Genomic DNA, 24158 nt, shown 5'->3' with positions numbered 1-24158 from the left:
AATTCATTAAATTAATGGCGATATTAGCATTTCAAAAACCTGATAAAGTAGTGATGCTGGAGGCCAATGACCATTTCGGCAAGTTCGAATTCCGTCCTCTTGAGCCTGGCTTTGGTGTTACCATTGGTAACGCTCTTCGCCGCATCCTCCTTTCATCGCTGGAAGGTTTCGCAATCAACACCATCCGTATAGCTGGTGTTGAGCACGAGTTCTCTTCAGTTCCAGGTGTAAAGGAAGATGTTACCAACATCATCTTGAATCTCAAACAAGTTCGATTCAAGCAAGTAGTAGAAGAATTCGAGAATGAGAAAGTTAGTATCACCGTAGAGAATTCCACCGAATTCAAAGCAGGTGATATCGGTAAGTATCTGACTGGATTTGAAGTGTTAAACCCTGATTTGGTGATTTGTCATTTAGACTCCAAGGCTTCTATGCAGATTGATTTGACCATCAACAAGGGACGTGGTTACGTTCCTGCTGAGGAAAATCGTGAATACTGCACTGATGTAAACGTACTCCCAATCGATTCCATCTACACCCCAATTCGTAACGTAAAATATGCCGTTGAGCCATATCGTGTTGAACAGAAGACCGACTATGACAAATTGGTTGTTGAAGTTACGACTGATGGTTCCATCCACCCAAAGGATGCCCTGAAAGAGGCTGCAAAGATTCTTATTTATCACTTCATGTTGTTCTCTGATGAGAAGATTACTCTCGAGAATCCAGATCAGGAGGGCAACCAAGAGTTTGATGAGGAGGTTCTGCACATGCGCCAGCTCTTGAAGACCAAGTTGACCGACGCAAGTCTCAACTTGAGTGTTCGTGCACTTAACTGCTTGAAGGCAGCTGATGTAGAGACATTAGGCGACCTCGTACAGTACAACAAGACGGATCTTCTTAAGTTCCGTAACTTTGGTAAGAAATCGCTTTCTGAGCTTGATGATTTGCTCGAGAGTCTGAATCTGTCGTTTGGAACCGACATTACAAAGTATAAATTGGATAAAGAATAGTTGACGAGTTGTCTAAACGACAAGTTGACGGGTTTATCCACAACAAGTTAAAAACAAAATGAGACATAATAAGAAATTCAACCATTTGGGTCGTACTGCTGACCACCGCGCTGCGTTGCTTTCAAACTTGGCAGTCGCTTTGATTCAGCACAAAAGAATCACTACGACTCTTGCTAAGGCAAAGGCTCTTAAGAAGTATGTTGAGCCGCTGATTACACGTTCTAAGAATGATACAACTAACTCACGTCGTGTTGTATTCCGTTATCTTCAGAACAAAGAGGCTGTTACTGAGCTCTTCAAGGAGATCTCAGTTAAGGTAGCTGATCGTCCAGGCGGTTATACACGCGTTATCAAGCTCGGTACTCGTCAGGGTGACGCTGCTCAGATAGCATTTATCGAGTTGGTTGACTACAATGAGAATATGGCTAAGTCTCCAAAGGCTGAAGCTAAGAAGACTCGTCGTAGCCGTCGTTCTACAAAGAAGGCTGATGCTCCTGCAGAGGCTGCTGAGAACGTTGCTGAAGAAGCAAAGGCTGAATAATCCGAATAGATTTTATCTCTATAATAAAGAACTCCCGGTACTTAATGTAGCGGGAGTTTTTTTGTAGATTAAGCTTTCTACTTTAACATTCTTGCTACATAGCCATTGTGGCGGAACCATTTATGTGCCCAGTTGGGTACCATGAAGATATAGCCAGAGATGTCTTCGTGTGGGGCGCAGTCAAGTTGGTTTCCTATGATGTCTGCAGCTTCTTGTACAGATGTTCCGTATAAACGTGCTAATTTTTCACGTATAAGTGTATATGTGATGTTCCGGATAGAGGCTGCATTGATGGGTTGATCTTCTAATAGAGCCAATAATTCTTCTTTAGAAGGGATTTTTACTTTCGGTCCTACCCGTAGTCCTTCAAAACTGTATTCCCCATCTACTTTATACATCGTAAACCCATCTCTGCTGTTACGTTCGTTACAGTCCTCTGCCATTTGGCGTGCAATAGGGTGGGTGATGCGTTGTAATATCTCTGTGATAATCGGTTGATGGCGTAATTGTCCGTATGTATAGCCTTCTCCGTTGATACCACCAGAACCTGATGGGATGTCTGAGTCGGAGATTATGCATAACTCTTTTGTTTCCATTTATTCTTGTTTAAGTATTCTGATTAAATTTTAGTTCAAACTTTGTGTAGAAGTCCCTAACATAAATGAAGTCGAAGATGCTGAAGCTTGTATGGTCGTATAGATTGTGGAAATGCTGATGAAGGTGTAAGTCGTAACTCCATTCTCTGTCTAATCCTTCATTCCAACAATCATCCGCATCTTGCAATCCCATGAGTTCCATTTCAGTCTTGTCATCTTCCTCTCCATGATATCCGTCGAAGCTCATACAACAGCCATATTTGCAATAGATGTCGTTATAACTTTCATCATTGAGAATCTCCCAAATCATTTCTGATTCTTCTCCTTGAATAGGATTACTTTTCGAGTATTGTCTATCTTTTCCTAAGAAGATTTTACACTCTACACCCTCAAACAGCAAACTACTTCCACTATCTGCCAACATTTTCTTTGTGTTGTAAAACAACTCTCTACTTTGTTGATAGTTTTTGATTACTACTTCTTTAAGTGTTTCGTTGAATTCCTTTAACAGCTGATAGTTTTCATCTGTTGGCTTGAATAGTTGGTTAAGGAGCATTCGACGATTAAAGATGAGACCTTCCATCTTCTCATCACGTGCTTTTAATTGTGGGTTCTCGTAGTAGTTTAAGAGATAAGTTTCTATTCTATAAAGTTTCTCTTTTATATCTTTCTTTATTATTTATTTCGGAAATGTGCATCGGTTATGATCAGAGACTCTGGAAGATCATCATTTTTATCAGTTCTATTTTCCATTAAATATTTCAATAAATTTAAGGGTAGATTTTGGTTTGGTTTATTTGGACATGATATCCAAATCTCGCAAGTAGAACCATTGCGGCTCAATATTGTAAATTCTAAATCAGTATCTTCTTTGTCTATAAATTTATTTGCTTCTTTCCTTAACTCCTCTAATTGTATTCTCTTTAATTGTTGTGTTATCTCTTTCGTAGTTATTTCATTATTTTCTCCTCCAGAATACCAGATTTCACTTCCTGGTTGAATACTATCGTAAGCTAATTTAAAAAAATCGATTTTTTTCATACTGTTTTTACTTTTCATTCTTTATAATATTTTACTTCATTAGGGGTAATTCTCTTAAAATTTGTCCTAACGATCTTTTACTCTGTTTACAATATATAAGACCTAAGATGTATAATAGTATACAAATTGTCTCCTCGGGTTCTATGGGGTATGTGAAATCACATAAGCCCCATAGAAAAATCCTATAAATACATTGTTTATTAAGGCGTAAAAAGTTCCATTAAGGTTCATATAAAAGCCTTTTCTCTATCTCATTTGCACGCTGTTCGTCTATCTCGTATAGGTTTCTGAAGCGCTCCACAATGCGTTGAGCTGATTCCGGAATTTGACCATCAATCATAAGCTCAGATAATGCATTGATATATTCTTTTTCATTCTCTGTAAATTGAGGTTTAAGTATTGATTCTTGTAATTCTTTTGCTCTTTCTTCTGTAAGACCTAATTTTTCTCTGGTTTTATTTAAGAAAATCTGTTCAGAATTATCAATGATACCATCATCCTCTATGCAAAAGCGGACCTCGTTAAGAAACTCTTTTTCCTTGTAAGTTAAAGTTGAACTTATGGTATTTCGAGACTGGCTTTTTTCTTGAAGCAGATTCTTCGAACGGAATTTGACAGACACTCTCCATATAGTCTCGATATCTTCCCTCAGTTGTTTTTCTTCTTCCTCATAGATTCTACCTTCTATGTTAGCCATAAGTACTTTTAGTTTAGCTTTTATATCCTCTTTTTCAGAACTGGAAGTAAAGAATGTTAATTTGCTTGAAATACATTCTGTGTATTCCAAGGTGTTGCCATCAATTCTACTTTGAACAAGTCGTTGCCATTTAGGTTGATTCTGATACCAAATAGTTTCTGATGGCATCTCGGGCATATCTATAGGGTCGTAAACATATTTAACATCGTATTGTTCGTGTGATGTGCGATCCATTAAATTAGAGGTACTTGAACAAATATTTAGAAATGCATTAGCAAATCTTCCAGCATTAGCAGCCACTTCAAGTTCTTCTTTCTTATTATTTGTCTCATTGATTTTTCGCCCCTTAAGACTGGTGATTGTAATTTCCTCTGCGCCGAGTTGTTGTAAGATATAGCAAAATTCTTGTATTTTGTCTTGAAATAGGATATCCTCTGCTTGGTTATATGGAATATATACAGAGGGATTGTAGGGATGACCAACGTATAGTTCATTGTTCAGAGGCATATTATCATAGAAATTGATACAATTAGGAACATTCGAAGAATTGAATATTGTGATTCCTGAAATAGCACAATTTTTGATTTTAGAATCTTCGACAAGCATTATATATTTACGCTCCTTATAGGGTACCTTCAATACATAGTTATCCCAAAGGTCTGTATTTGCTTCTTCTAACTTTGTTATTCTATTTTGAAGTTTATATTTTTGTTCTTCTGGAGCCTCAGCTAAAGATTTCATATAGGCATTCCTTGAATTAGTTGTTTTACCCATGAGTTCTAAAATATGTCCTTTATATTTATGTAGTTCCCAACACTCTTTGTGGTCTTTACAATGGTCAATAGTTTTTTCTATTTCTGTTAATGCTTCTTGTAATAAGTTTTTGTTATCATTCGATTTTATAGCTCTATCGTAATATATAAAAGCACGAGTTACGTAAAGTTCTATGCTTGATTCTATTGTTATGTAATAGTTTACAGCCTCAATGGCTTCTGAATATTTGTTTTCTTGAGCTAATTGTAAAGGATTAGGTGCGATAGATGCTACAGATGTTAAACCCTCTGAGAAGTCAACACCAGTAGATATAGAAATTTCTTTGGGAAAGAATGCTCTAACATTTATGTTTTTAAAAATTTTTCCTTCTGAATTGAAAAACATGAAGTGTTCATTTTCATAACTAACCTTTGTGATTTCCCACCATCTTATAATATCTTTCGTTTTATTTAGTATGTCTTTTATGTAGATAGCATAGTTTGTAAAAAAAACGAAAGGGACTCTAAGACATATAAAAAACGAAAGAGGTAACGACCTAAAAATAACATCTTCTTTTGGACCCAGATTCCATTCTTTTTTTATGTCCCTTATCTCCTCTTTTGATGTTTCTATCCCTCCCAATGATAGCCACCCATCAATTTCTATCTTTAATCTTTTTGTTAATGAAGTTGTATCCATAATTTGTAATTTACAGTTTTTCTACATTTAAATACGCAGGGTTTAAAGCATTCATCTTCTTTAGGTCTACACCAAAGTGGTTGAAGAAGAGAGTGTTGATTTTGTCTCGTTCTTTGTCGTTTGACAGAACGTTTGGAAAGAATGCAGCATACTGGATGCTCATGCCTGGTTCTATAACCATTCCATCGCAGTGCTTTGACATCTTCACGGTAATTTTGAAAAGTGCCATGATTTTTGTTTTTAGTTATAATTGTATTAGACGAAGTCAAAAGAAGAAAGGGGGCACGACCCGCTTTATCTCTATCTATCCGGTTCGGTTCTGGAAAACCTTGGAGTCAAAATAAAGTAAAGACAGTCCATGCCCCCATATAGGATAGGGGCACAGAACCTGCCTAAACTCGATTAATGACGACTCCTTAGTTTAATTTTCCAGATTTAACCGGGTCGAATAACCTCGTTTGCAAGTTTTGTGCAGTGAATGGCGAGTGGTTTGTAAAGTGCCCACCAAACATGGCACAAATGTAGGGAATTTATTGGAAATAGCAAAATAATAATGAAATAAAGTAAAGAAAACACAATGAAAAGTAGATATTGATACTATTTTAAAGGATATAATTACGATATATTTGCTTGGTAAAATATGTTCAGTAGAAAGCTTGTTTACTGTTTTAGCTAATGGAAGCTATCACATTTCCTTTCTCATATAGGTTGGTTGCTGATCTATTACTCCGTAGAATGTAATGATTGTGAAGAATCTTTCTTCTTCTCTCCAATTTGCGTGTTAATGTCCCGCATGGGTAGTGCTAAGGCTCAGCACCAATGGTGCGGAAGCCTAACACTACTGGTGCGGAATGTTAATACGAATGCAATTGAAGTGCTAACACATTATTATACGATGTTAGACTGTCAGTAACTTATTGCTAAGAGAGGGTATAACTGCCAAAACCAAATATAACATATTTACTAAGGATGTTTATTCTTCAACTTTTTAATAGCGAAAGACAGAGTTAAACAAGCTTATCTGGCGGCTTTAAAGATATGATTCAGTTGGCTGATAGCCTTGTCGTCAAACTCAACACCCCCACCCATACGCAGTAAGCCCATTACTCCATTGTTGATAACAAGTTGATGACCTACGTAGGCTGTGCCGAAGCAGGCATCGTGATTTCCGATAGCAATGGTCTGCACTTGATCTAAAGGAAGTATGCCTTTTGAACTGAATGCAATTAAACCACTGAGGAAGGAATCCTTTGTACACTTATAATAGAGTGTCTTGTCGGTAATCATCAGTCCCGTCCAACCATATCCGCCAAATGAACCCACGATAGAGTCATTGACAATGAGTAGCGGTTGTTCTCCTTGGCAGTTAATGCCATAGCGGTTGCAATGTTTCTCGATGAGTTCTGCAGTAATGTTGTCACCAGTAAAAACATTCTTACTTATAGGAAGTGCATGGCACTCATAATCTTTAATCGCTTTGATGAGGTTTTCTTTTGTCATGTCTCTGTATATTTTGAAGTTTTTATTCTGAGTATGAATCAGTATTATTGTATGAATCATCGAAATCTTGGTTCATATCCTCTTCTAACTGTCGTGCAGCAGAAGCGCCACCATCAGGGTCTTCTCCGTCTGTAGGGTAAACGTCATAGCTGTCAGACAATTTGTCTTGAAATATCATATTCTTAAAACCAGTCATATCGTTAGGCTCTATCGAGAAAATCCGCCACCCATCTTCTTGTAGGATTAGCATTGCGGTGAAGATTCCCTTTTTATTCTTAATTACGACCATTGCTACATCTTGATAGTTGGTTAGTGTAGCAGTTTTTACGGACTCGAAGCCCATGTCCGACTTATCATAACCACTTCCGCCTTTCGCCATATTAAGAAGTGTTGCCATTGAATTTAATTGTTTTGCTATCTTTCCAGTACAGAACTTTGACGCAGCTTCAGAAAGTCCTTCTGTTTTTAATGCTTCGTAGAATTTCTCAACAGCAGCTGCAGCCTCACCTTCAGGCGTAGCATAGAATGCTTCAATACTATCTTGTCGCATTTCTTCGGGAGTTTTAGGCGTGCAACTGGTAGTTGTGAGTAAGGTAGTGCTACAGAGTAATGTAATACTAATCGTTAAGATAAATGTTGTTTTGTTCATAATTTATTAGGTTTTTGTTTGCAAAATAAATGTATCTTCGTGAGAGGCACAAAGGAATTAATTTGTTTTTTTTCGGGAGAATGATATTAGTATTGTGATTAGTAATATATGAAGAAAGGAAGAGTCGTTTTTCTTCTTGATTTGACGAAACACCGATGTTCTTCTCCCCATAGAGCGGTAATTAGTTTCTCATATCACTAAATATCTTTTGGAAAAAGACAGTGACTTTGCCTTCGTTGCATAACAGAGGTAATTTGAAGTTGGTGATGCTGATTTCTATAATGACCTTATCCTCTATAACTTCCAACTACATACATACGATGTTATCGAACTTAAAGGCACATCATCCAAACCCCGAAAATATGAGACAAATCAATTTATAGCTTATATGGGCATAAGTGACAAAAAGAGACCTAAAGTCTCTTGTAAACCATTTATTTCACGAAGGAGGGTGTGTTCATAATTGACACACCCTCTTTCAATAATCTAACGAAAACAATCTTGAGGCATGTGAGCACAAGTTTATTGGGTGTTTTTACCCACTTGCTTCTTCATAGCGTTTATTGATGCCTCTTTATTCTGCAAGTCTCCCTATTAGTAGTTAGGACCTTCACCAAAGTTTGGAGCCCCCTTGTCGTACCACACCCTTTCAGAGTTAAGCAGTTCAGGTCTTTGTCCATCTGTAAAGGTGAATCCTTGCTGCGTCATCGCAGTTTCAATAATAGTACGCATTTTATCGGCTGGATCGGGTTGAGCGATATAGAATCGGCGAGGCAACTCAGTGTTGGGCTTCATTGTAATCCAAGGAATGAGTGAGCTACCAACTTTAGGAACGCCAGAGCGGCGCACTGTTACAAACTGCTCAAGTGGTTGATAGAAGAAATGTAGATACAATTGGATGTAAACCTTCTCTAAATCGCTTCGAACACTACCTGTTAGTTGGTAGTCAGAATTAGCCATCATCGTAGTAATGGCTGCATCGTCGTAGGTAACAGGCTCGTCTAACTTGTCGTTACAATGTGCCTTATCATAATAAGGTATTTTGTTCAGTATCGCTAAACGGTTATAAGCCTTAGCTGAAGCCTCAACGCCAAGTTTGAAATATTCGGCTGCAGTATGTGGCAAGTTAGCACCCAGTAACTTAAACTCAGCCAGATAGAGGTTCATTTCAGCTGTGGAAAGGGTCATCTCGTAAAGTGGGTTATCTTCAGTGTCTTGTACCACCTTACCTTTTGGAGCTGTTGGGAAAGTGAAGTCAACGCGGCCACGCACTAATTCCTCGTTAAAGTACGATAGTGGTGAGTAGGTTTTTGTTTTTTCTCCGTCAGTTACTTTCCATCTGGTTGTTACAAAATAATTGTTGACGCCAGTGTATTCTGTCTTTTCAGATATAGCCATACCGATAGGTAATCCCTGATAGCGCACCCATGGTTCCCCATCACCTTTCCAACTGTCGAAATGTTTCTTGCCAGAAGCATCTGTGGTATAGTTCACCTGGTCTAAAATATATTTAGGAATAGCACAGTTGTTATCCCCTCTTGCTTGTGCATCAAAGAATGCTTGTACTACCTCAGAGTTGAAATCGTTTTTGGTAAACATCACCAGCATACGTGGATCTTTGTTACGTTTCATGAAGTCGATAACGTTTTTGCTGCTAACACCTAAGTTCACACTATTATCACTTCCATAGGTGTTGTTGCCACCATCTCCACCTGTACCTTTATTATATACATAGTCGTCTGCAATAGATTGCATTACGTTTGCATCATCAGCACCCACTTCTTCTGCTATTTTTAAGGCTTTAGCTTTGTTTTGGTGAAGAAGTCTTACTGCAATTTTAAGTTTTATGCCGTTTACAAATTTCACCCATTTCTTAGTATCTCCCCCGTAGGCTAAGTCATTGTCTCCAACACTTATCTGCGTTGTCGTTGACTTCAGCTTATCCAGATCGGTGTTCAGTTCAGTCAACCATTGGTCGAATAGACTCTCTTGCGATTCGTAGTTAGGAGTTAATGTGCCCCCATACTTGGCTTGTGCAGCTTCAGAGTAAGGTCTTGAACCAAAGAGGTCGGTATCGAATAGTCCCATGTAAACTGTTAGAGCGTTTGCCATAGCCGAAAGGTGTGAGTATTGAGCAGCTTTGTTAGCTGGCATCTTATCGATAGTAGCTTTAATATCGTTCTCGTATCGTTTAACATAAATAAGCTGAGAACCCACACCGCCCAGTTCAGCCAACTTGTTATACAAGTCATTAAAACTACTTGATGGTGAATATGCCTGAACTATTTTTGACGTGTAAGCCCCATCGTAATACCACAGCAGGTAATCGAAGGGTTGGTATTGCACCTGTTCCTGAGTAAACAAGAATACAGGATTTCCTTCGGCGATAGTCGATGGGTCAGTATTTATTTTTGCGTATTCGCTTTCGCTGCATCCTGTTACCAGTACCATGCATGTGGCACATATACCAAAGGCGAGCGACTTGAATTTTATAATATTCTGTTTCATAATGAAAGGCATTTAGAATGTAGCGTTTAATGTGAAGAGATAGCTTGCTGTGTAAGGCATAAATGATCGCATACGGAACTGCGCAGCTCCTGTTCCACGTACCGATTCAGGATTCTCGTGATTTGGCGCTGTGTTCAGTAGGTATGCCAAATTACGTCCGGTGAAACTAAGGGATAAGTTCTTTGCACCGATATAGCTGCTAATTTTGGTTGGAACGTTGTACGAGAGAGTTATTTCTCGCAGAGCGATGTAGTTGATTTTCTTAAACCAATCATCGTTAATAACACCTGTTCCCCAGCTATTCTTAAAGTATGCAGCACTTTGTAGGTGTGCTGGTTCTACATAACCTTTTTCATAAGCCTCCTGATAGGTCATTCCACTAACGTCTTGGTTAGTTCCTCCTGGTGTGGTAACAATAGTACCAGCATCGAAAACGACATCAGGGATAAAGCCATCAGTAAACACCTTATCTTGCGCATTAGCGTATTTGCTGGTCCAGGTCATCCCCTTACGGTATTTCTCGGTCTCTCCAGAGAAACCGTATGCAGTTGCGTAGCGTGAGTTATACGAAGCAACGTATCCTCCAAAGCGTGCGTCAAATAGCACATAGAGACTAAGGTCTTTCCATCTTAGGGTAGAGTTTAGTGATCCAAGGAAGTTAGGCAACATCGATCCAACTTCTTTCACAGTACCTCCGCGCTTATAATACACTGTTCGGAATTTGTTAGTGTAGCCCACCACTGGTTTGCCAGTCTTTTCGTCGGTCTTTATCCAAGAGTCAGACATTAGCATACCATAGTCGGAGCCTACTTTGGCAACAGATGCTATGCGGTAGTTACCATAGTTTGCTGCACCATCCAGATTAATGTAAGAGGTTACATCAGGACTTAGTTCTACAATCTTATTGCGGTTGCGAGTGTAGGTGAAATTTAGGTCCCATTGCCATTGTTTCTTCTTTATAGGAGTTGTGTTGAGTGCTATTTCTATACCTGAGTTCTGTATATTACCAGCGTTGATTAGCTTTTCTTTTACGCCCGATTCCCAAGGTACATTGATAGTCATAATTTGGTTTCGAGTGTTCTCCTTATAATAGGTGAGGTCTACCCCAATCCTACTGTCAAGGAAACGCCAGTCAAGTCCTACTTCCCAAGCATTCTTACGTTCAGGTTTTAAGTTGGTACTCTTCATATTCTCAGGGATAGTCATTCCATAGATTTTCCTGTCGCCACGTTGATATGTTGCCACAGAATAGCCCGAATTTATATAATAAGGAGAGGTGTCGTTTCCCACCTGCGCCCAAGAACCGCGTACCTTTGCAAAGCTAACCCATTTTGGAAGTTTGTCTTTGAGGGTTTCTGTGATGATCCATGAGCCCGAAACAGAAGGATAGAAATAAGAGAAATTACCTGTTCCGTAGCTGTAAACCAAGGCTGAGGACCAGTCGTTACGTCCCGTTATGTCCAAGAATAGTTGATTCTTCCAGCTTGTTCCAATCATAAAGATGGTAGAGACGATACGCTTGGTGTTGAATTTATACGCATTAAAGCTGGCTTGTTGTTTTGAATTCTTGATAAAGAATTGGTTGGGCACAATAAGTCCACCGTTCGTACTCTCGCTATTATACTGTGCATATTGGTTAAAATATTCCTCACGTAAGAACCCGTGCACTTCCCAGTCCTTATTAATTTGATAGTTTAGGTTGGCCGCAAGGTACAAGTTCTCTTGTGTAGTGTGCGTGTGTGAGAGTGCATAAGACCCACCTTCGTTGGCATAACCACTACCAGGGGCTTTTAGCTCGCCGTCGATAGCATAATAGTTGAGCGAACCACCAGTTGAAAGTTGTAGCCAAGGCAGTGCTTGAATATTGATGTTAAGCACAGGCCTGAACATGGTTTCTGTTTGTTTGTAATCGTTTTCAAAGATACTCCACCACAGCTCCTTACCAGGTACAGCACGATAGAGATCGCCATATCTTTCGCTGGCAAGTCCACCATGTTCCCCTTTGTAAAGATTACGATAACGATTAACGTCGTATTCACGTGGGAACGTACTATTTGCAAAGTATTCTCCGATGTTTAAAGGTGCATTACGAGGTTGTGATTGCGTAAAGTTTACGCTGAAATCTACCGTCACGATATTTCCAATCTTTTGTGAAGCTTTTCCTAAGAACGACAGACGGTTAAAGGTGTTGCGTGGTGTAGTACCCTTATTATATTTATAAGATGCTGAAGCATAGAATTGTGTACGATCATTACCACCTTGCAATGATACATTTGTATTTGTATTAAAGCCTGTGTCGTAAGCATCTTTATAGTTGTTTGGGAACATTTTCGCTGTTCCCATTGTCCCATCGTACTGTTCAAACTGTTTACCTTCAGCCCATGAGATATCAGGTCCCCAAGCATAGTTCCCATATTGTTCGATGAGCGAGTATTCACCTTTAGAGTTACGAGCGAACGATGTCATGTTATCGCTCCAAAGGTTGCCCGTGGCAGTGTATTCGTCTCCGTAATCTACACCACCAGGGAAAGCACCAATCATATAGGTGTTTTGTAGATCTGGAGAACGATAGACAGTTTCTAATCCTATAGTTTGTGAAACCTTTACAGTAACACCTTTGCCTGCTTTCCCACTTTTAGTGGTAATTACTACAGCACCATTCAAACCACGTGAACCATACAATGCTGTTGCTGCAGCGCCTTTTAGTACGCTCACACTCTCAAAGTCGTCGGGGTTAAGGTTCTTTAGTTGGTTACCATAGTCGTTGATATTGCTATTCCAGTCAGCGTCCCCTGATTGGCTTGTAGCATTATCTAATATCACACCGTCTACTACAAAGATAGGTTGGTTGTTGGCATTAAGAGTAGATGCACCTCTTATTTGAATTTTAGTAGAACCAAACATTCCACCGTCTGACTGGCTGATCTCTACACCAGCCACCTTACCTTGCAATGCTGTAACAGGAGAAACCGTGTTGGCTCGTTCCAGTTCATCGCTTTTCAGTTCGGTGACAGCATAACCCAATGCTTTTGTTTGTCGTTTAATTCCCAATGCCGTAACCACCACATCATTAAGCGCAGTGGCTTCTTCTTCAAGGGCAACGTTTATCTGTTGTCGACCATTAATATCTACATTTTTAGGCTTCATTCCCAAGTATGAGAATACTAACGTGCCTTTTGTGGGGCATTGTAGGGTGTATTGCCCGTCGATATTAGTCACAGTACCCATATTTGTACCTTTCACCGTTACCGAAGCACCGATTACAGGCTCGCCCGTTGGGTCTTTCACAATGCCACTAACCGTGACATTTTGCGCATAAAGCTCAGTAGCGAACATCCATATCAGTGCCATCATACAGATTCGCCATAAGGCTTGCGCTTTGTTCTGCTTGTTGTTCATTTTGCTTATAGTTAAAGATTAATATGTAAAATTTATTGTTTAGGTTTTATATATGTCTCTATTTCACTTTCATTCTGTATCAGCTCTTTGTGTTAGGTTTTGTTGTTTTGAATATTAGCTATGTGTAGCAGCTATTACCGCAATGAATTTATCGCTCTTGTAACTCTTATTGAGAGAGACTTTTATTTGTTTTGTTATAGGTTCTTATTAATAACTTCTGATATCTTTGAGTAAACAGATTGATACTCTAAAGATGGTTTTTAAGTATTGTAGATATTGTAATTTCGATTGTAGGTTAGTGTTAGTATGTTTTACGACACATAAAGTGTTGCTTAACGGTTATTTATATAGTTTTTATTATGTGAGCAAATATAAATAAAATAAATATATTAAGCAATAAAAATGGCGATTAATTTTTGTAAATATGTAAAGGCGATAAAATGAGGTGCTCGCAAGTAGATAAGTAGACAAGAGAGTGGGTCGGAAAGAGTTGTCCTTTGGTTAAGATGACTAAGATGATTATTTGTAACGAAGTAGAGAGAATAGGCTAATCAGCTACTTACAATCAGTTGTTCCTTACAAATCCCTCATCTTCTACCATGCGACAATAGACTTTGTTACTTAAAAATCTCGATTTTTCAGATGTTTTAGGTGATATTGTATAGTACATGTTTCTTCATTCGTTAATGTTAAAATCTAAGTATTTGTTGAGGACTTACATTTGACGCTTATTCTGTGGTATGTAATAAATGATAATAGTCAATGTTACAATATATTGCATGTTATGTTTATTTTACTTATATTTGCAATCAAAAGTGTGATTTATATTGTGGTTTAATAGCACTATCACGATGTTCTTTACGCTTTGGTCGACAGAACTATGGTTAATTTCTATGTTCTGTCGTTTGATAAACCTTTCTTATAAAGTGCTTAGACATTACAGCTTATGAAGAAATTTTTACTGATGTTTTCTTTGTTTGTGTCTTTAACTTCTTATGCACAAACAGGTGGTGAAATGAGGATTGCAACATCTACGCCCGTAGGGCAAGACTTTGAATTCCGTGTTACTCGAACCAATGATGCCAGTAAAGTTTTTGTTGACTGGGGAGATGGTAATAAACAAGAGGCTACGTTAGAAGGATGGAGTAATAATAAGAAGGTAACAGGAAAGTTACTGAAAGACACAATTATTGTTTATGGTGATTTTTCTGCTGTTGAAGTTTCTGAGGCAAAAGCAACATATCTTGCTTTTAAGAATCAGCCTAATTTAAAGCAAATTGAAGCAAAGAAGAACGAATTAACCTACGAGGGTATTGATCTCTTAGGTGCTCCTAATCTTGTTACACTTGACCTTAGCTATAATAAAATTACGCGTTTAGACCTGCGTAATTTTAAGAAGTTAACTAACTTTACAGCTAATCATAATACAATTTTGGCAACTGTTTTATTTCCAGATGGCAGTACAGAACTACGAAATATCGACATGTCAGATGGAGATATCACACACTTTTATTCTGTTAGTCTTCCTAACCTCCGTTATCTTAATCTTGCGAACGGTAGTTTGTTAGAGTTAGAACTGGGTAATAATTATCCAGAGTTACGTGATGTCGATATTACAGGGAATATCGGAGTAACATCTATTGATGTTATGCAACAAACTAAACTTGAAAAGCTCCTTATAAAGGGAACGAAGATAACTGAGTTAAACCTTATTAATAACCCAGAGCTTATCATGCTTGATGCGTCTAATACCGACATTGCAAAGCTTGACTTAAGTGGTAACAAGAATGTAACAACGCTTGAACTTAGTGATACGAAGTTGTCTCGTTTAGATGTGTCTAATCTTGCAAATCTTTATACGATTAATATTGATAATACGAAGATACAACGTATTGATTTATCTCACCAACGGTTTTTACGTAGTGTGAGCGTACGGAATACTGGAATACAATTTCTTGATATGCATGGTGCTATCGGTACTAATAGACTTAATCACCTTGATATGCGTGACTGTAAGAATACTACTCCTCAGTCACTTAACTTCACGTTCAAAGCAATGCCGTCACATACCGGTAATTCTTATCGTACAAATGTTTTCCTATCGGGGTCTAACTACGAACACGCCAATACTGGGATTTTAGATGATGATGCCGACAATTCCTATAAACTCGATGTTCATGGTGATGCTACTGCGTCTATGGATTCTGTTTCTATAACTATGCAAACATCCGAAAATGGAGGTAGTTATACACTAAGTCAAATCCCTGATGATGGGTATTTTGCAACTTATGAACCTGTTAATGGGAAAGTTCTGCCTGGTTTTCCAATTAAGATAGATACTAAAGCACCTGCTGGCTCAAAGTTCGTTGGGGTAGAGGTGAATGGAAAATTAATAGCTGACAGTATATTTGTCGTATCTGAAGCGGCGGTTGTAAAACCTATTTTTAGTGTTTCTGGTGATGATGATTATATCAAACTAACAGTTCCTACAGGTATAGATCAACAGTATTTCCTTTCTGTTAATGGTGAGGAAAAAGATGTTTCAATTGACTGGGGAGATGGCGAACTTGTAAAAGTGAAGGTTAAATCGACTCCAACAACAGTAGAGGGGCAAACATCTGGAGCGACTGTAACGATATATGGTGCTGTTACAGGAGCTGACTTCTCAAGTTATCCAGGTGTAGGTGTTGATAATAAGATAACTGCTATTGATTTGAGTCATAATATTCATTTACGTTCTCTTTCTACGTATATGAATTCTATTACGTCTATAGATGTTTCAAAGCTATTGGATCTTGAATCTCTTGATTGTTCTTATTCAGACCTCAGTTCCTTGGATGTTAGCAAGAATAGTAAACTTGTTAATTTACGTGCTTATGGTAATCAAGTTGAAAATATAGATATTACAGGTGCTGTCGATTTAGCTTATCTTGATGTCAAAAATAATTGGTTAGAAAGCTTAGACTTAAGTCATAACAAGAAACTCGTTTATTTGAATATAAGTAGTAATGAGATAGAGACAGTTGACGTGAGGGATATGCCAGAACTTGTAGAACTTTATGTTTCAAATAACAAGATTACGACTCTTGATGTTAGTAAGAACCCTGCATTGAAGACATTGCAGCTTTCTAATAATTCAGTCTCAAACTTAGACTTAAAGAATAATCTTCAACTTGTGACACTTACTGTAGATGGTAATAGATTAGAGGGGCTGGACCTTAAGGGACATGAACGATTGACCTATCTGAATGTAGGTGGTAATAGATGGGATGCATGTACTTTAAATGATCTTTATTATAGCCTTTCACGTTATCCTAAACTTCAGAGTGGAAAGATGCCACGTGGTAACACGCTTTTCGTTCATGGTGAAAAAGCAGGAGAGTATAATGATGCCGAGCATGCTGAGTCTTCTATTGCTAAGTTGAAGGGTTGGACGATTGATTACGAGGGCGATGGAACAGGTTGTAATATGGCATATATTACAATACAGGAGCCGGAATATGGAACGTTAAAGGTTTTTACAACAGATGATGTTGAGGTTCTGACGGGCACAAAGGTGGCTAAGAATACAGATCTTGTTATTAAAGCAATACCCGCATCTGGATATAAACTTGAAACTTTGACACTTAATGATGAAGAAGTAGATTCTCCTAATTTTAAGGTTACTTCTTCTGTGACTATTGGAGGAATCTTCACAGTTTCGGATCAAATAGATACTCTTTCTAATGAAGCACTTAAAGTGTCTGGGGGTAAAAATTATCTAAGTTTTATAACAGGAACGCCTACACACTTGCAAGTCTATACCTTAAGTGGCAAATTGATGTTCTCTACTATTGTAAGAGAGCATAAGACGGTTAGTCTACCATCAGGTATCTATATTGTTAAAACGAAGGACTATTCAAAGGTTGTAGCAGTTGAATAGAATGAATCAAACTTGTCCGCATGAGAAAGCGGAAAGAGTAGAATTAGCAATCCCGAAGGTCATTATAAACTTTCGGGATTGTTTTTCTATAAGTGTTTTTACTTTAACATTCTTGACACATAGCCATTGTGACGAAACCATTTATGTGCCCAGTTAGGTACCATAAAGATATAGCCAGAGATGTCTTCGTGCGGAGCGCAGTCAAGTTGGTTTCCAATGATGTCTGCTGCTTCTTGTACAGATGTTCCGTATAAACGTGCTAATTCTTCGCGTATGAGCGTATATGTGATGTTACGGATAGAGGGTGCGTTGATGGGTTGATTTCCTAATAGAGCCAATAATTCTTCTTTAGAAGGGATTTTCACCTTTGGGCCTACTCGTAGTCCTTCAAAGCAGTATTCCCTATCTATTTTATACATCGTAAACCCATCTCTGCTGTTACGTTCGTTGCATTCCTCTGCCATTTGGCGTGCAATAGTGTGGGTGTTGATTTGGGTTAAATATGGAGAACTGAATACAACTAAAATGTAATCAGTTCTTTATATGTTTGTCGGCGCGTATCCTATAAAGTCTTATTACCTCTCAATATTTTTATTGTTTAGCATCAGATACTCCTCCTGAGTGTCTTGCATTTTCATGTATGTTTGTTGGAATACTATAGACACATCCTATTTTAAACCCCATAAAATTAATTATGGTTTCGTGGAAAGTTAAATCAGCTTGCGCTTTATAATAGCTTGCTTCTTCAATTGAACAGTGCCATCTTTTTGCAAGTTTAGTGATAGCTCGCATTTCATTATCTATTCTGTTATCCGTTATTTTTATAAATAGAAGAGGGATTGTCCATTTGTAAAAATTAGGTCTTTTGTTTTTGTATGGAATCCCTTTTTCTTTTCCCCTTTTTCTCATCATATATCTAATTTCTTTTCTTACATATTTGTTTGGACAATCCTCATAATTATAAAAAGACATAGGGTTTTTTAGTAGCTCTTTTCCACTGAGTCCTTCTTTATTCGAACCATTGATATGTGGTTTTTCGGCAAGCATATAGTTTGATTCCCCTTTTTCCCCGGTAAAGTAACCATATTCTGGATTTCTTTCTGGATTGTCTCTGGGGAGAATGTTTCTTTCTCCTTTTTGATATCCAAATTCACTTATGATAAAATCGATGTCAATATATTTCAGTGTTATAATAAGAATACAAATTAATATTATTATTCCGACTATATATTTATCTATTGAGTCTAAATTATCTAAAGTGTTTTTTTCTTTGATCTTTATAGTTGTTTGAGCTTTATTTTGTTTTATATATGTTTCTGATGGCATATGTGTGGTGGATTTTTTACTTTGTTCTATAATTTCTGTATTTAAATCTTTTATTATAAACATATTGTCATTTCTCTTGAAAGTCATAGCTACTTCTGTGTTCTCCATTGTGCTATCAAGAGCTACAAAATAAGCTTTTGTCTTCCATAATAAAGCTTTGGCAGAAAAAACATTTAATGCTTCTATAAATTTAGTTGTCTGACATCCTGTATTTTGAAGTCCATCAGAAATCAGAAATAACTTATTGTTTTTGTTACTGTCTATTTCATTGATACCTTTAATCCATGCTGTATAGATATTGGAGTTGCCGGGATAAACTTTAAAGGACTTAACTAACACTGATAATTCTTCTCCATTTCCATGCAATACAGGTAATATGTTTTCAGCGAAAGGTATTATTGACACTTCTATATTTCTGTTGAGTGAGTGTAGCGATTCTGATAGTATTCTTTTCTCTTTATTAAAGACGTTTATGGAAGTTTTGTATCCTGCCATTGAACCACTCAAATCTACGATATAGATATGTTTCTCTGTTTTCTCGTTTGCCCATAAAGAGGTGCTTACAAGCAATATAAGTAGTATGAAAATACTTTTTCTCATTTTTCTGTTCTATTTTATTTTTGATTATATTTTGCGTAATTTATCAGTCTGTAATCTCAAAATCACCAGTATCAATGTTTATTGTCATTGTTTGTGATCCAATGTTTGAAATACGCAAGACATTATTATCTTTATTTTTCCAGCTTATTAACTCTGGCTTCCAATACCCAGCAATTAAAGTAAAATATTTCTTTTCTTTTTTGTTAAATGCAATTACACATCCTCTCCAATAGCTAAACACTTTATATGTTTTATTCTCAAGGATGTCATCCGCATCTTTGGGTTCAAGCCCATCAGGTATAAATGTTGAATAATATGTATAGGTCAAAGTTCCTATATTTTGATCTATTGCAGCTTGATTATCAACTTCCCATTTTTTGCTGAAATTTCTTGGAGCATCCAAGTCGAAGTCCCCCTTTGTTGGCTTGTAAATGCGTTTGCTGTTAGTTGATGCATTTACTAACCATGTTGTTAAGAAAGGAGCTTCTGACTTCAATTGCTCAATGTTAGAATATTCTCCATACAGGATTTGATCAAGATTATCATCAGATTCTCCTTTGTATTCTCCACTATAAACGAGGTCAATAACCTTCCCACTTTCAAGGTTTAGTAATGAAAACGTTATATATGAGAATCCGTCGCATGCGGTACCCCCACAGTTGTTTATGTAGGAAAAATAGATGTATTGTTGTTTTTTGATTTCAACAATTTTAAAAACATCATATTTAGGATTATATTCGTGTATATAATCGCAATAACCAGTTTTTGGCGTTGCTTTATCAAGTTGCCAACTTTCTCCATATTTTCGTGCTATAGCGTAATGAAACTCAGGTAAACCTTCTGAGTTAGTTTCATTAAATACTGCGATAATTGTTGGCTGATTTTGTGACAATGCGTATTTGATAAGAACAGTTTCTGCTTGTGGAGAATGTCTTATCAATAGACTTTTCATAATATCTGTTGCCTCTTTTTGACTGAGTGGGGCAGGATCTGTACTCGCAGTTTCTACATATGAAAGAGAATCTTGTTCATCTGCAGTAGGTTTATTATTTACCTTAGAGGAGCATCCTATAATTGATACAAACATGTATGTCGTTAAGAGTACTATAAAGTACTGCTTTGTAGTGAGCTTGATTTTCATTTACTTTTGTTTTTAGTTATATGTTTCAATTAAACTCGAGTGGCTGACTCGTGTCATTCTATAATATCTGTTGCAAATATAATAATCTTATTATAAATTACAAAATAACAACAAAATAAAGTGAATAAAATCCAATAAGGCATTTCTCTCTCTTATTGTGGAGCCTTTATTACCTTGAATGTTTACTTACTTTTTGAAAATTGCTAATCTTGTTCATCATTTTAACAAGCGAGGAAGCTATCACATTTTAGCCTATTAGCTATCACACTTGCTTTCCTCTTTATCCATCCTTTCCCAGATTCTTTTATAAAGCTCACGGTTGTTGTCGAGGGGATAAAAGCCGAGAATACGCCAGTTAGGAGGGTAAGTGTGGCGACTATTACAATTTGGGCAGGGCATTGGAACTGACATAGCAGTTGCTCCATATTCAATATCTAATGCGCGAAAGGTGTTGTTGCAGTTATCGCATCTGAAATTTATATAACCTCTGATCATAAGTTTGATGATTTAAATTATAATTCTCAGTCTTGTTGTGAAGGAATCAACTTCTTTTTAGGGAATGAGTTGTACTATCACAAGTTAATAAAGCATATTTGAAACGTAGGAACTATTTACTCCTTTATGAACAGAAAAACTCAATTTAACTGGTAGTTGTGAGTAAGGTAGTGCTACAGAGTAATGTAATACCAATCGTTAAGATAAATGTTGTTTTGTTCATAATTTATTAGGTTTTTGTTTCTGTTTGCAAAATAAATATTTAATTGTGAGAGGCACAAAGGAATTAATTTGTATTTTTGCGGAAGAGTAGCTTAAGTGCTGCGATTAGTAATATATGAAGAAAGGGGAACTCAAAATTGTAGGAAAGAACTTCGGAATCTTCTTTACAGATTGAGGGCGAGAGATGGTGTTAATAGCAGAAAACGTTTGGAAGGACTTGTATCTGTGCAGTATTTGTAGGCAGATAGAAGATGGCAAAGCTAAGAATGAAAGATATGAATATAGACGATAAGACTATCAACTTAAGTACTGAGGAGGCTAAGACGTGCGGAAAGTCTGTCGAGACTGATATTGAAGACGAGGCAATAAAGGCAAAGCTGAATGCTGTGTATCGCCTTAGACTATTATATAATAGTGGTGAAGAGCTGTGGAAACATATAGGAAAGGCGGGTAGTGGAAACAATTCCTTTGGTCGTGTTGGAGGGAAAGATGCCTTTTTGCGTAAGGCTGTTTATCACGAGTTGGAGCGTGAATGGAATGAAGAAATGGGTATTTCTCTTGATAGATTGATAGAAGCTTATGGGCTGGCGGAAAGACTGATGGAGAGGTACAAGCCCTTGCTGGGGGATGTCGAAGATAGGGATGTGAGGACAGAATGTTGTGAGCAAATCATCAATGTTTGTGTTTTTGATGATGAGATAACAGATAAGCAAGATGCGAAGATGAGGGAACTTCTTCTGCGTTTGCAGGAAGAAGATACTTATTGCCTTGCGGTTTTGTTGTTGATGTTGCTTGGCGTATTGCCCTCGTCTTTTGATACTCGACAAGGGGATGCGAAGGAGATGAAGGGGAAATACGAGCAGGTTTATAACTTCTTTCTACGTGTATGTCATCGGAATATTCTTTTTGTACAAACGCCAAGGATGACACTCTTTCATAAGGCTTTAAAGGAAGCAGAAGAGAAACTGACGCGTATTAGATTGGTTAAGTTTACGGCTGATGTACTTTGCAATCTGTCAATTCTTGCAAGTGCAGAGCAGATCGCAGAGAATGGTCGGCGTGTTCAGTGGGACCAGTTATATCCTAATCTCGATGGTTATTGGTTGGGTGAGCAGCATAGTGAGCAATGTCCAGACTATTGGCGGGTGGAAGAATTAGCAACAAGCTATCTATTTTGTCATTATTTTCAGAAGGAAGGTGAGGTTGGTAAACTGCATCAGCAAGAGTTCACTGTAAGCTTCTATAGTAATGGTGAGGATTATGCTTGTGTGCAGCATCCACGTTCTGTCTTGCAGTGGTTGAACAATGAAAAGCTGTCAAAGGATGATATCACTTATCCACACTTTGTTTTTGGGGGAGGAGAAAAACCAACGAAGATAGCTTTTGAGTCGTTTATGATGGATGTGTCGTGGTTTCGTCCGATACAATTGACACGTGCAAAAGATGATTGGGTAGCTCCAACTGAAAAGGGAATGGAGGTAGTAAATGATTTTGCAGCCTATTCCTATACTTTCTATCAAGAATTGGAAGCTATAACACCAGATTTTATCTCTGTAAAAGATGAGAATGGGAAGTCATATAGAGTTTCTGTTTCTGAACATGAAGAGTTAAGAAACTGTACGTTGAATGATGCTATTGGTATTATCACTTGGGCTGGTAAACGTTATATAGCATTTGATCATTTGATGTTGTATCTTCCGATAGAGGAATAATATATTTTATTGCTTTTTACTTTTGGAAATCAGAGTAGTGGAAGATATGTTTAGGTATTTTAGGGTTTTCCCCTCGCTGAGTAGGGAAATATCTTTGTAAGTGTGAAAATATGTAGCTAATTTTGCCAACGTTAAGAAATTGTAAGTTATGAAGAAGTCTTTAATTCTTTCCCTCTCTGCAGCTGTGGTGCTGAGCAGTTGCGATACCTATACAGGGTCAGGTGCTGTAACAGGTGGCTCGTTAGGAAGCATTCTTGGAAGCGCTATTGGTGGTATTGCTGGTGGAGCGAGAGGTTCAGATATCGGTACGATTGTTGGTATGGCTGGTGGTGCTATCATAGGTGCTTCTACAGGAGCAAAGGCTGACAGACGTGCGAAAGAGGATGTACACGACCATTATGAGAAGGTGCAACAGCGTAAGGCACGTGAAAGAAGGAATCAATCAGGATACGATAATTATAATCAGACAGACGACTATGCACAGCCTAATAGGGTAGATGGAAGCGGTTTTGATAGTACCAACTCTGGTGACGACCGTATTTACGATTTCCAAGGCAGTGATTATACAGGCAGTTACAGCGCAGCACAGCCAAATACCAAGGCACCAGCTGAGTCAAGTGTGGATAAGTTGGCAGGTAATTATCAGTATACACCGAATATTGAGATTATCAATGCTCGTTTTGTTGATGATAACCAAGATGGTATCTTGTCGCGCAATGAGGTGGGTAAGATTATCTTTGAGGTGATGAATCGAGGGGATAAGACGATCAGTGATGTACAGCCTTCAGTGTTGGAAACAACCGGTAATGCACACATTTACATCAGTCCATCTATCCACATTGAGAGTATTGCACCCGGTAAGGGCGTCCGTTACACAGCACTTGTGAAGGCTGATAAGAAATTAAAGAATGGTATGGCACGATTTGCTTTAACTGTTTTGCAGGGTCAGAAGAGTATAAGCAAAGTGACAGAATTCAATATAAGAACCAGTAAGTAAGATTGTTGATAAACAGAAAACATAAAGAGTCAGCAAATCGTCTTACGATATGGATTCTAAAAAGAGTAAGATTAAATAGAGATTATAAAGATATTATTGTGTAAGTACTAACTACTGATAACTAAAACTTTAAATGACGGAATGGGGCTGTATCATTAAACTGGTGCAGCCTCTATTTCTTTTTAACCCAAATCGGTCATTAGAGGCTAAACATATTTCTACAAACAACTTATTCCTATTAGCCTAATTAGGCTATTTGGTCTAATTAGGCTAATAACTTATTGTTCTGTCATAATTTTTCACATCATAATTTTGAATACATGCTCTTTTAGCTTCTAAAAGACGCC

General features: G+C 37.6%; 17 protein-coding genes and 1 pseudogene. 6 read left to right on the top strand and 12 right to left on the bottom strand.

Features of this window, described 5'->3' with window-relative positions:
* Positions 1–14: 14 nt before the first annotated feature.
* Both HMPREF1505_RS11245 and rplQ read left to right on the top strand, forming a co-directional pair.
* The gene (locus HMPREF1505_RS11245) at positions 15–1013 is read left to right on the top strand and encodes a DNA-directed RNA polymerase subunit alpha (RefSeq protein ID WP_004361631.1); all 999 of its coding nucleotides are present in this window, start codon (positions 15–17) and stop codon (positions 1011–1013) included.
* Positions 1014–1071: 58 nt separating this feature from the next.
* The gene (gene rplQ / locus HMPREF1505_RS11240) at positions 1072–1554 is read left to right on the top strand and encodes a 50S ribosomal protein L17 (RefSeq protein WP_036866554.1); all 483 of its coding nucleotides are present in this window, start codon (positions 1072–1074) and stop codon (positions 1552–1554) included.
* Positions 1555–1631: 77 nt separating this feature from the next.
* Here rplQ and HMPREF1505_RS11235 read toward each other — a convergent pair whose 3' ends face one another.
* The 7 genes from HMPREF1505_RS11235 to HMPREF1505_RS11205 all read right to left on the bottom strand — a co-directional run bounded on the left by HMPREF1505_RS11235 (position 1632) and on the right by HMPREF1505_RS11205 (position 7489).
* Positions 1632–2150 carry a hypothetical protein gene (locus HMPREF1505_RS11235; protein ID WP_036925401.1) on the bottom strand — a complete coding sequence of 173 codons (519 nt, stop codon included), beginning with the start codon at positions 2148–2150 and terminating at the stop codon, positions 1632–1634.
* A 10-nt stretch (positions 2151–2160) separates the two neighbouring features.
* A complete protein-coding gene (locus HMPREF1505_RS11230) occupies positions 2161–2733 on the bottom strand; it encodes a hypothetical protein (RefSeq protein ID WP_231480393.1) in 573 nt (190 codons plus the stop codon).
* A gap of 92 nt (positions 2734–2825) precedes the next feature.
* Positions 2826–3191, bottom strand: coding sequence for a hypothetical protein (locus HMPREF1505_RS11225; protein ID WP_036925396.1), 366 nt, complete (start codon positions 3189–3191; stop codon positions 2826–2828).
* 220 nt (positions 3192–3411) lie between these two features.
* Positions 3412–5340 carry a M48 family metallopeptidase gene (locus tag HMPREF1505_RS11220; protein WP_036925394.1) on the bottom strand — a complete coding sequence of 643 codons (1929 nt, stop codon included), beginning with the start codon at positions 5338–5340 and terminating at the stop codon, positions 3412–3414.
* Between the two features lie 10 nt (positions 5341–5350).
* Positions 5351–5569 carry a DUF6140 family protein gene (locus tag HMPREF1505_RS11215; protein ID WP_036925393.1) on the bottom strand — a complete coding sequence of 73 codons (219 nt, stop codon included), beginning with the start codon at positions 5567–5569 and terminating at the stop codon, positions 5351–5353.
* Between the two features lie 788 nt (positions 5570–6357).
* Complete coding sequence (locus HMPREF1505_RS11210) at positions 6358–6840, bottom strand: hypothetical protein (protein WP_036925391.1); 483 nt, start codon at positions 6838–6840, stop codon at positions 6358–6360.
* A gap of 22 nt (positions 6841–6862) precedes the next feature.
* Positions 6863–7489 (bottom strand): hypothetical protein, encoded by a 627-nt coding sequence (locus HMPREF1505_RS11205; RefSeq protein ID WP_155948938.1) that lies wholly within the window; start codon positions 7487–7489, stop codon positions 6863–6865.
* Between the two features lie 181 nt (positions 7490–7670).
* Between HMPREF1505_RS11205 and HMPREF1505_RS13575 the strand changes: the two are divergent.
* Positions 7671–7844 (top strand): annotated as a pseudogene (locus HMPREF1505_RS13575) (PDDEXK nuclease domain-containing protein); the annotation flags it as partial.
* Positions 7845–8083: 239 nt separating this feature from the next.
* Here HMPREF1505_RS13575 and HMPREF1505_RS11200 read toward each other — a convergent pair.
* Positions 8084–9997, bottom strand: coding sequence for a SusD/RagB family nutrient-binding outer membrane lipoprotein (locus tag HMPREF1505_RS11200; RefSeq protein WP_036925428.1), 1914 nt, complete (start codon positions 9995–9997; stop codon positions 8084–8086).
* Between the two features lie 12 nt (positions 9998–10009).
* Positions 10010–13396 (bottom strand): SusC/RagA family TonB-linked outer membrane protein, encoded by a 3387-nt coding sequence (locus tag HMPREF1505_RS11195; RefSeq protein ID WP_036925387.1) that lies wholly within the window; start codon positions 13394–13396, stop codon positions 10010–10012.
* A gap of 946 nt (positions 13397–14342) precedes the next feature.
* Between HMPREF1505_RS11195 and HMPREF1505_RS11190 the strand changes: the two genes are divergently transcribed.
* A complete protein-coding gene (locus HMPREF1505_RS11190) occupies positions 14343–17318 on the top strand; it encodes a leucine-rich repeat domain-containing protein (protein WP_231480392.1) in 2976 nt (991 codons plus the stop codon).
* Between the two features lie 98 nt (positions 17319–17416).
* Here HMPREF1505_RS11190 and HMPREF1505_RS11185 read toward each other — a convergent pair whose 3' ends face one another.
* From HMPREF1505_RS11185 to HMPREF1505_RS11175, 3 genes are all read right to left on the bottom strand, one after another.
* A complete protein-coding gene (locus HMPREF1505_RS11185; RefSeq protein WP_231480391.1) occupies positions 17417–17782 on the bottom strand; it encodes a hypothetical protein in 366 nt (121 codons plus the stop codon).
* Positions 17783–17909: 127 nt separating this feature from the next.
* Complete coding sequence (locus tag HMPREF1505_RS11180) at positions 17910–19244, bottom strand: vWA domain-containing protein (RefSeq protein WP_036925385.1); 1335 nt, start codon at positions 19242–19244, stop codon at positions 17910–17912.
* 43 nt (positions 19245–19287) lie between these two features.
* A complete protein-coding gene (locus HMPREF1505_RS11175) occupies positions 19288–20385 on the bottom strand; it encodes a hypothetical protein (protein WP_036925383.1) in 1098 nt (365 codons plus the stop codon).
* Positions 20386–21353: 968 nt separating this feature from the next.
* On the opposite strand from HMPREF1505_RS11175, the gene HMPREF1505_RS11165 reads away from it, so the two are divergent.
* Together HMPREF1505_RS11165 and HMPREF1505_RS11160 are read left to right on the top strand one after the other, a co-directional pair.
* Entirely contained in the window at positions 21354–22814 is a 1461-nt protein-coding gene (locus tag HMPREF1505_RS11165) for a hypothetical protein (protein ID WP_081722959.1), read from the top strand.
* 148 nt (positions 22815–22962) lie between these two features.
* Positions 22963–23811 (top strand): hypothetical protein, encoded by an 849-nt coding sequence (locus tag HMPREF1505_RS11160; RefSeq protein WP_036925378.1) that lies wholly within the window; start codon positions 22963–22965, stop codon positions 23809–23811.
* Positions 23812–24158: the final 347 nt, after the last annotated feature.

Source organism: Prevotella sp. ICM33, from assembly GCF_000517825.1.
Classification (GTDB): domain Bacteria; phylum Bacteroidota; class Bacteroidia; order Bacteroidales; family Bacteroidaceae; genus Prevotella; species Prevotella melaninogenica.
Note: the sequence above shows the minus strand (reverse complement) of the source record. Positions and strands in the feature narration are given on the sequence as shown.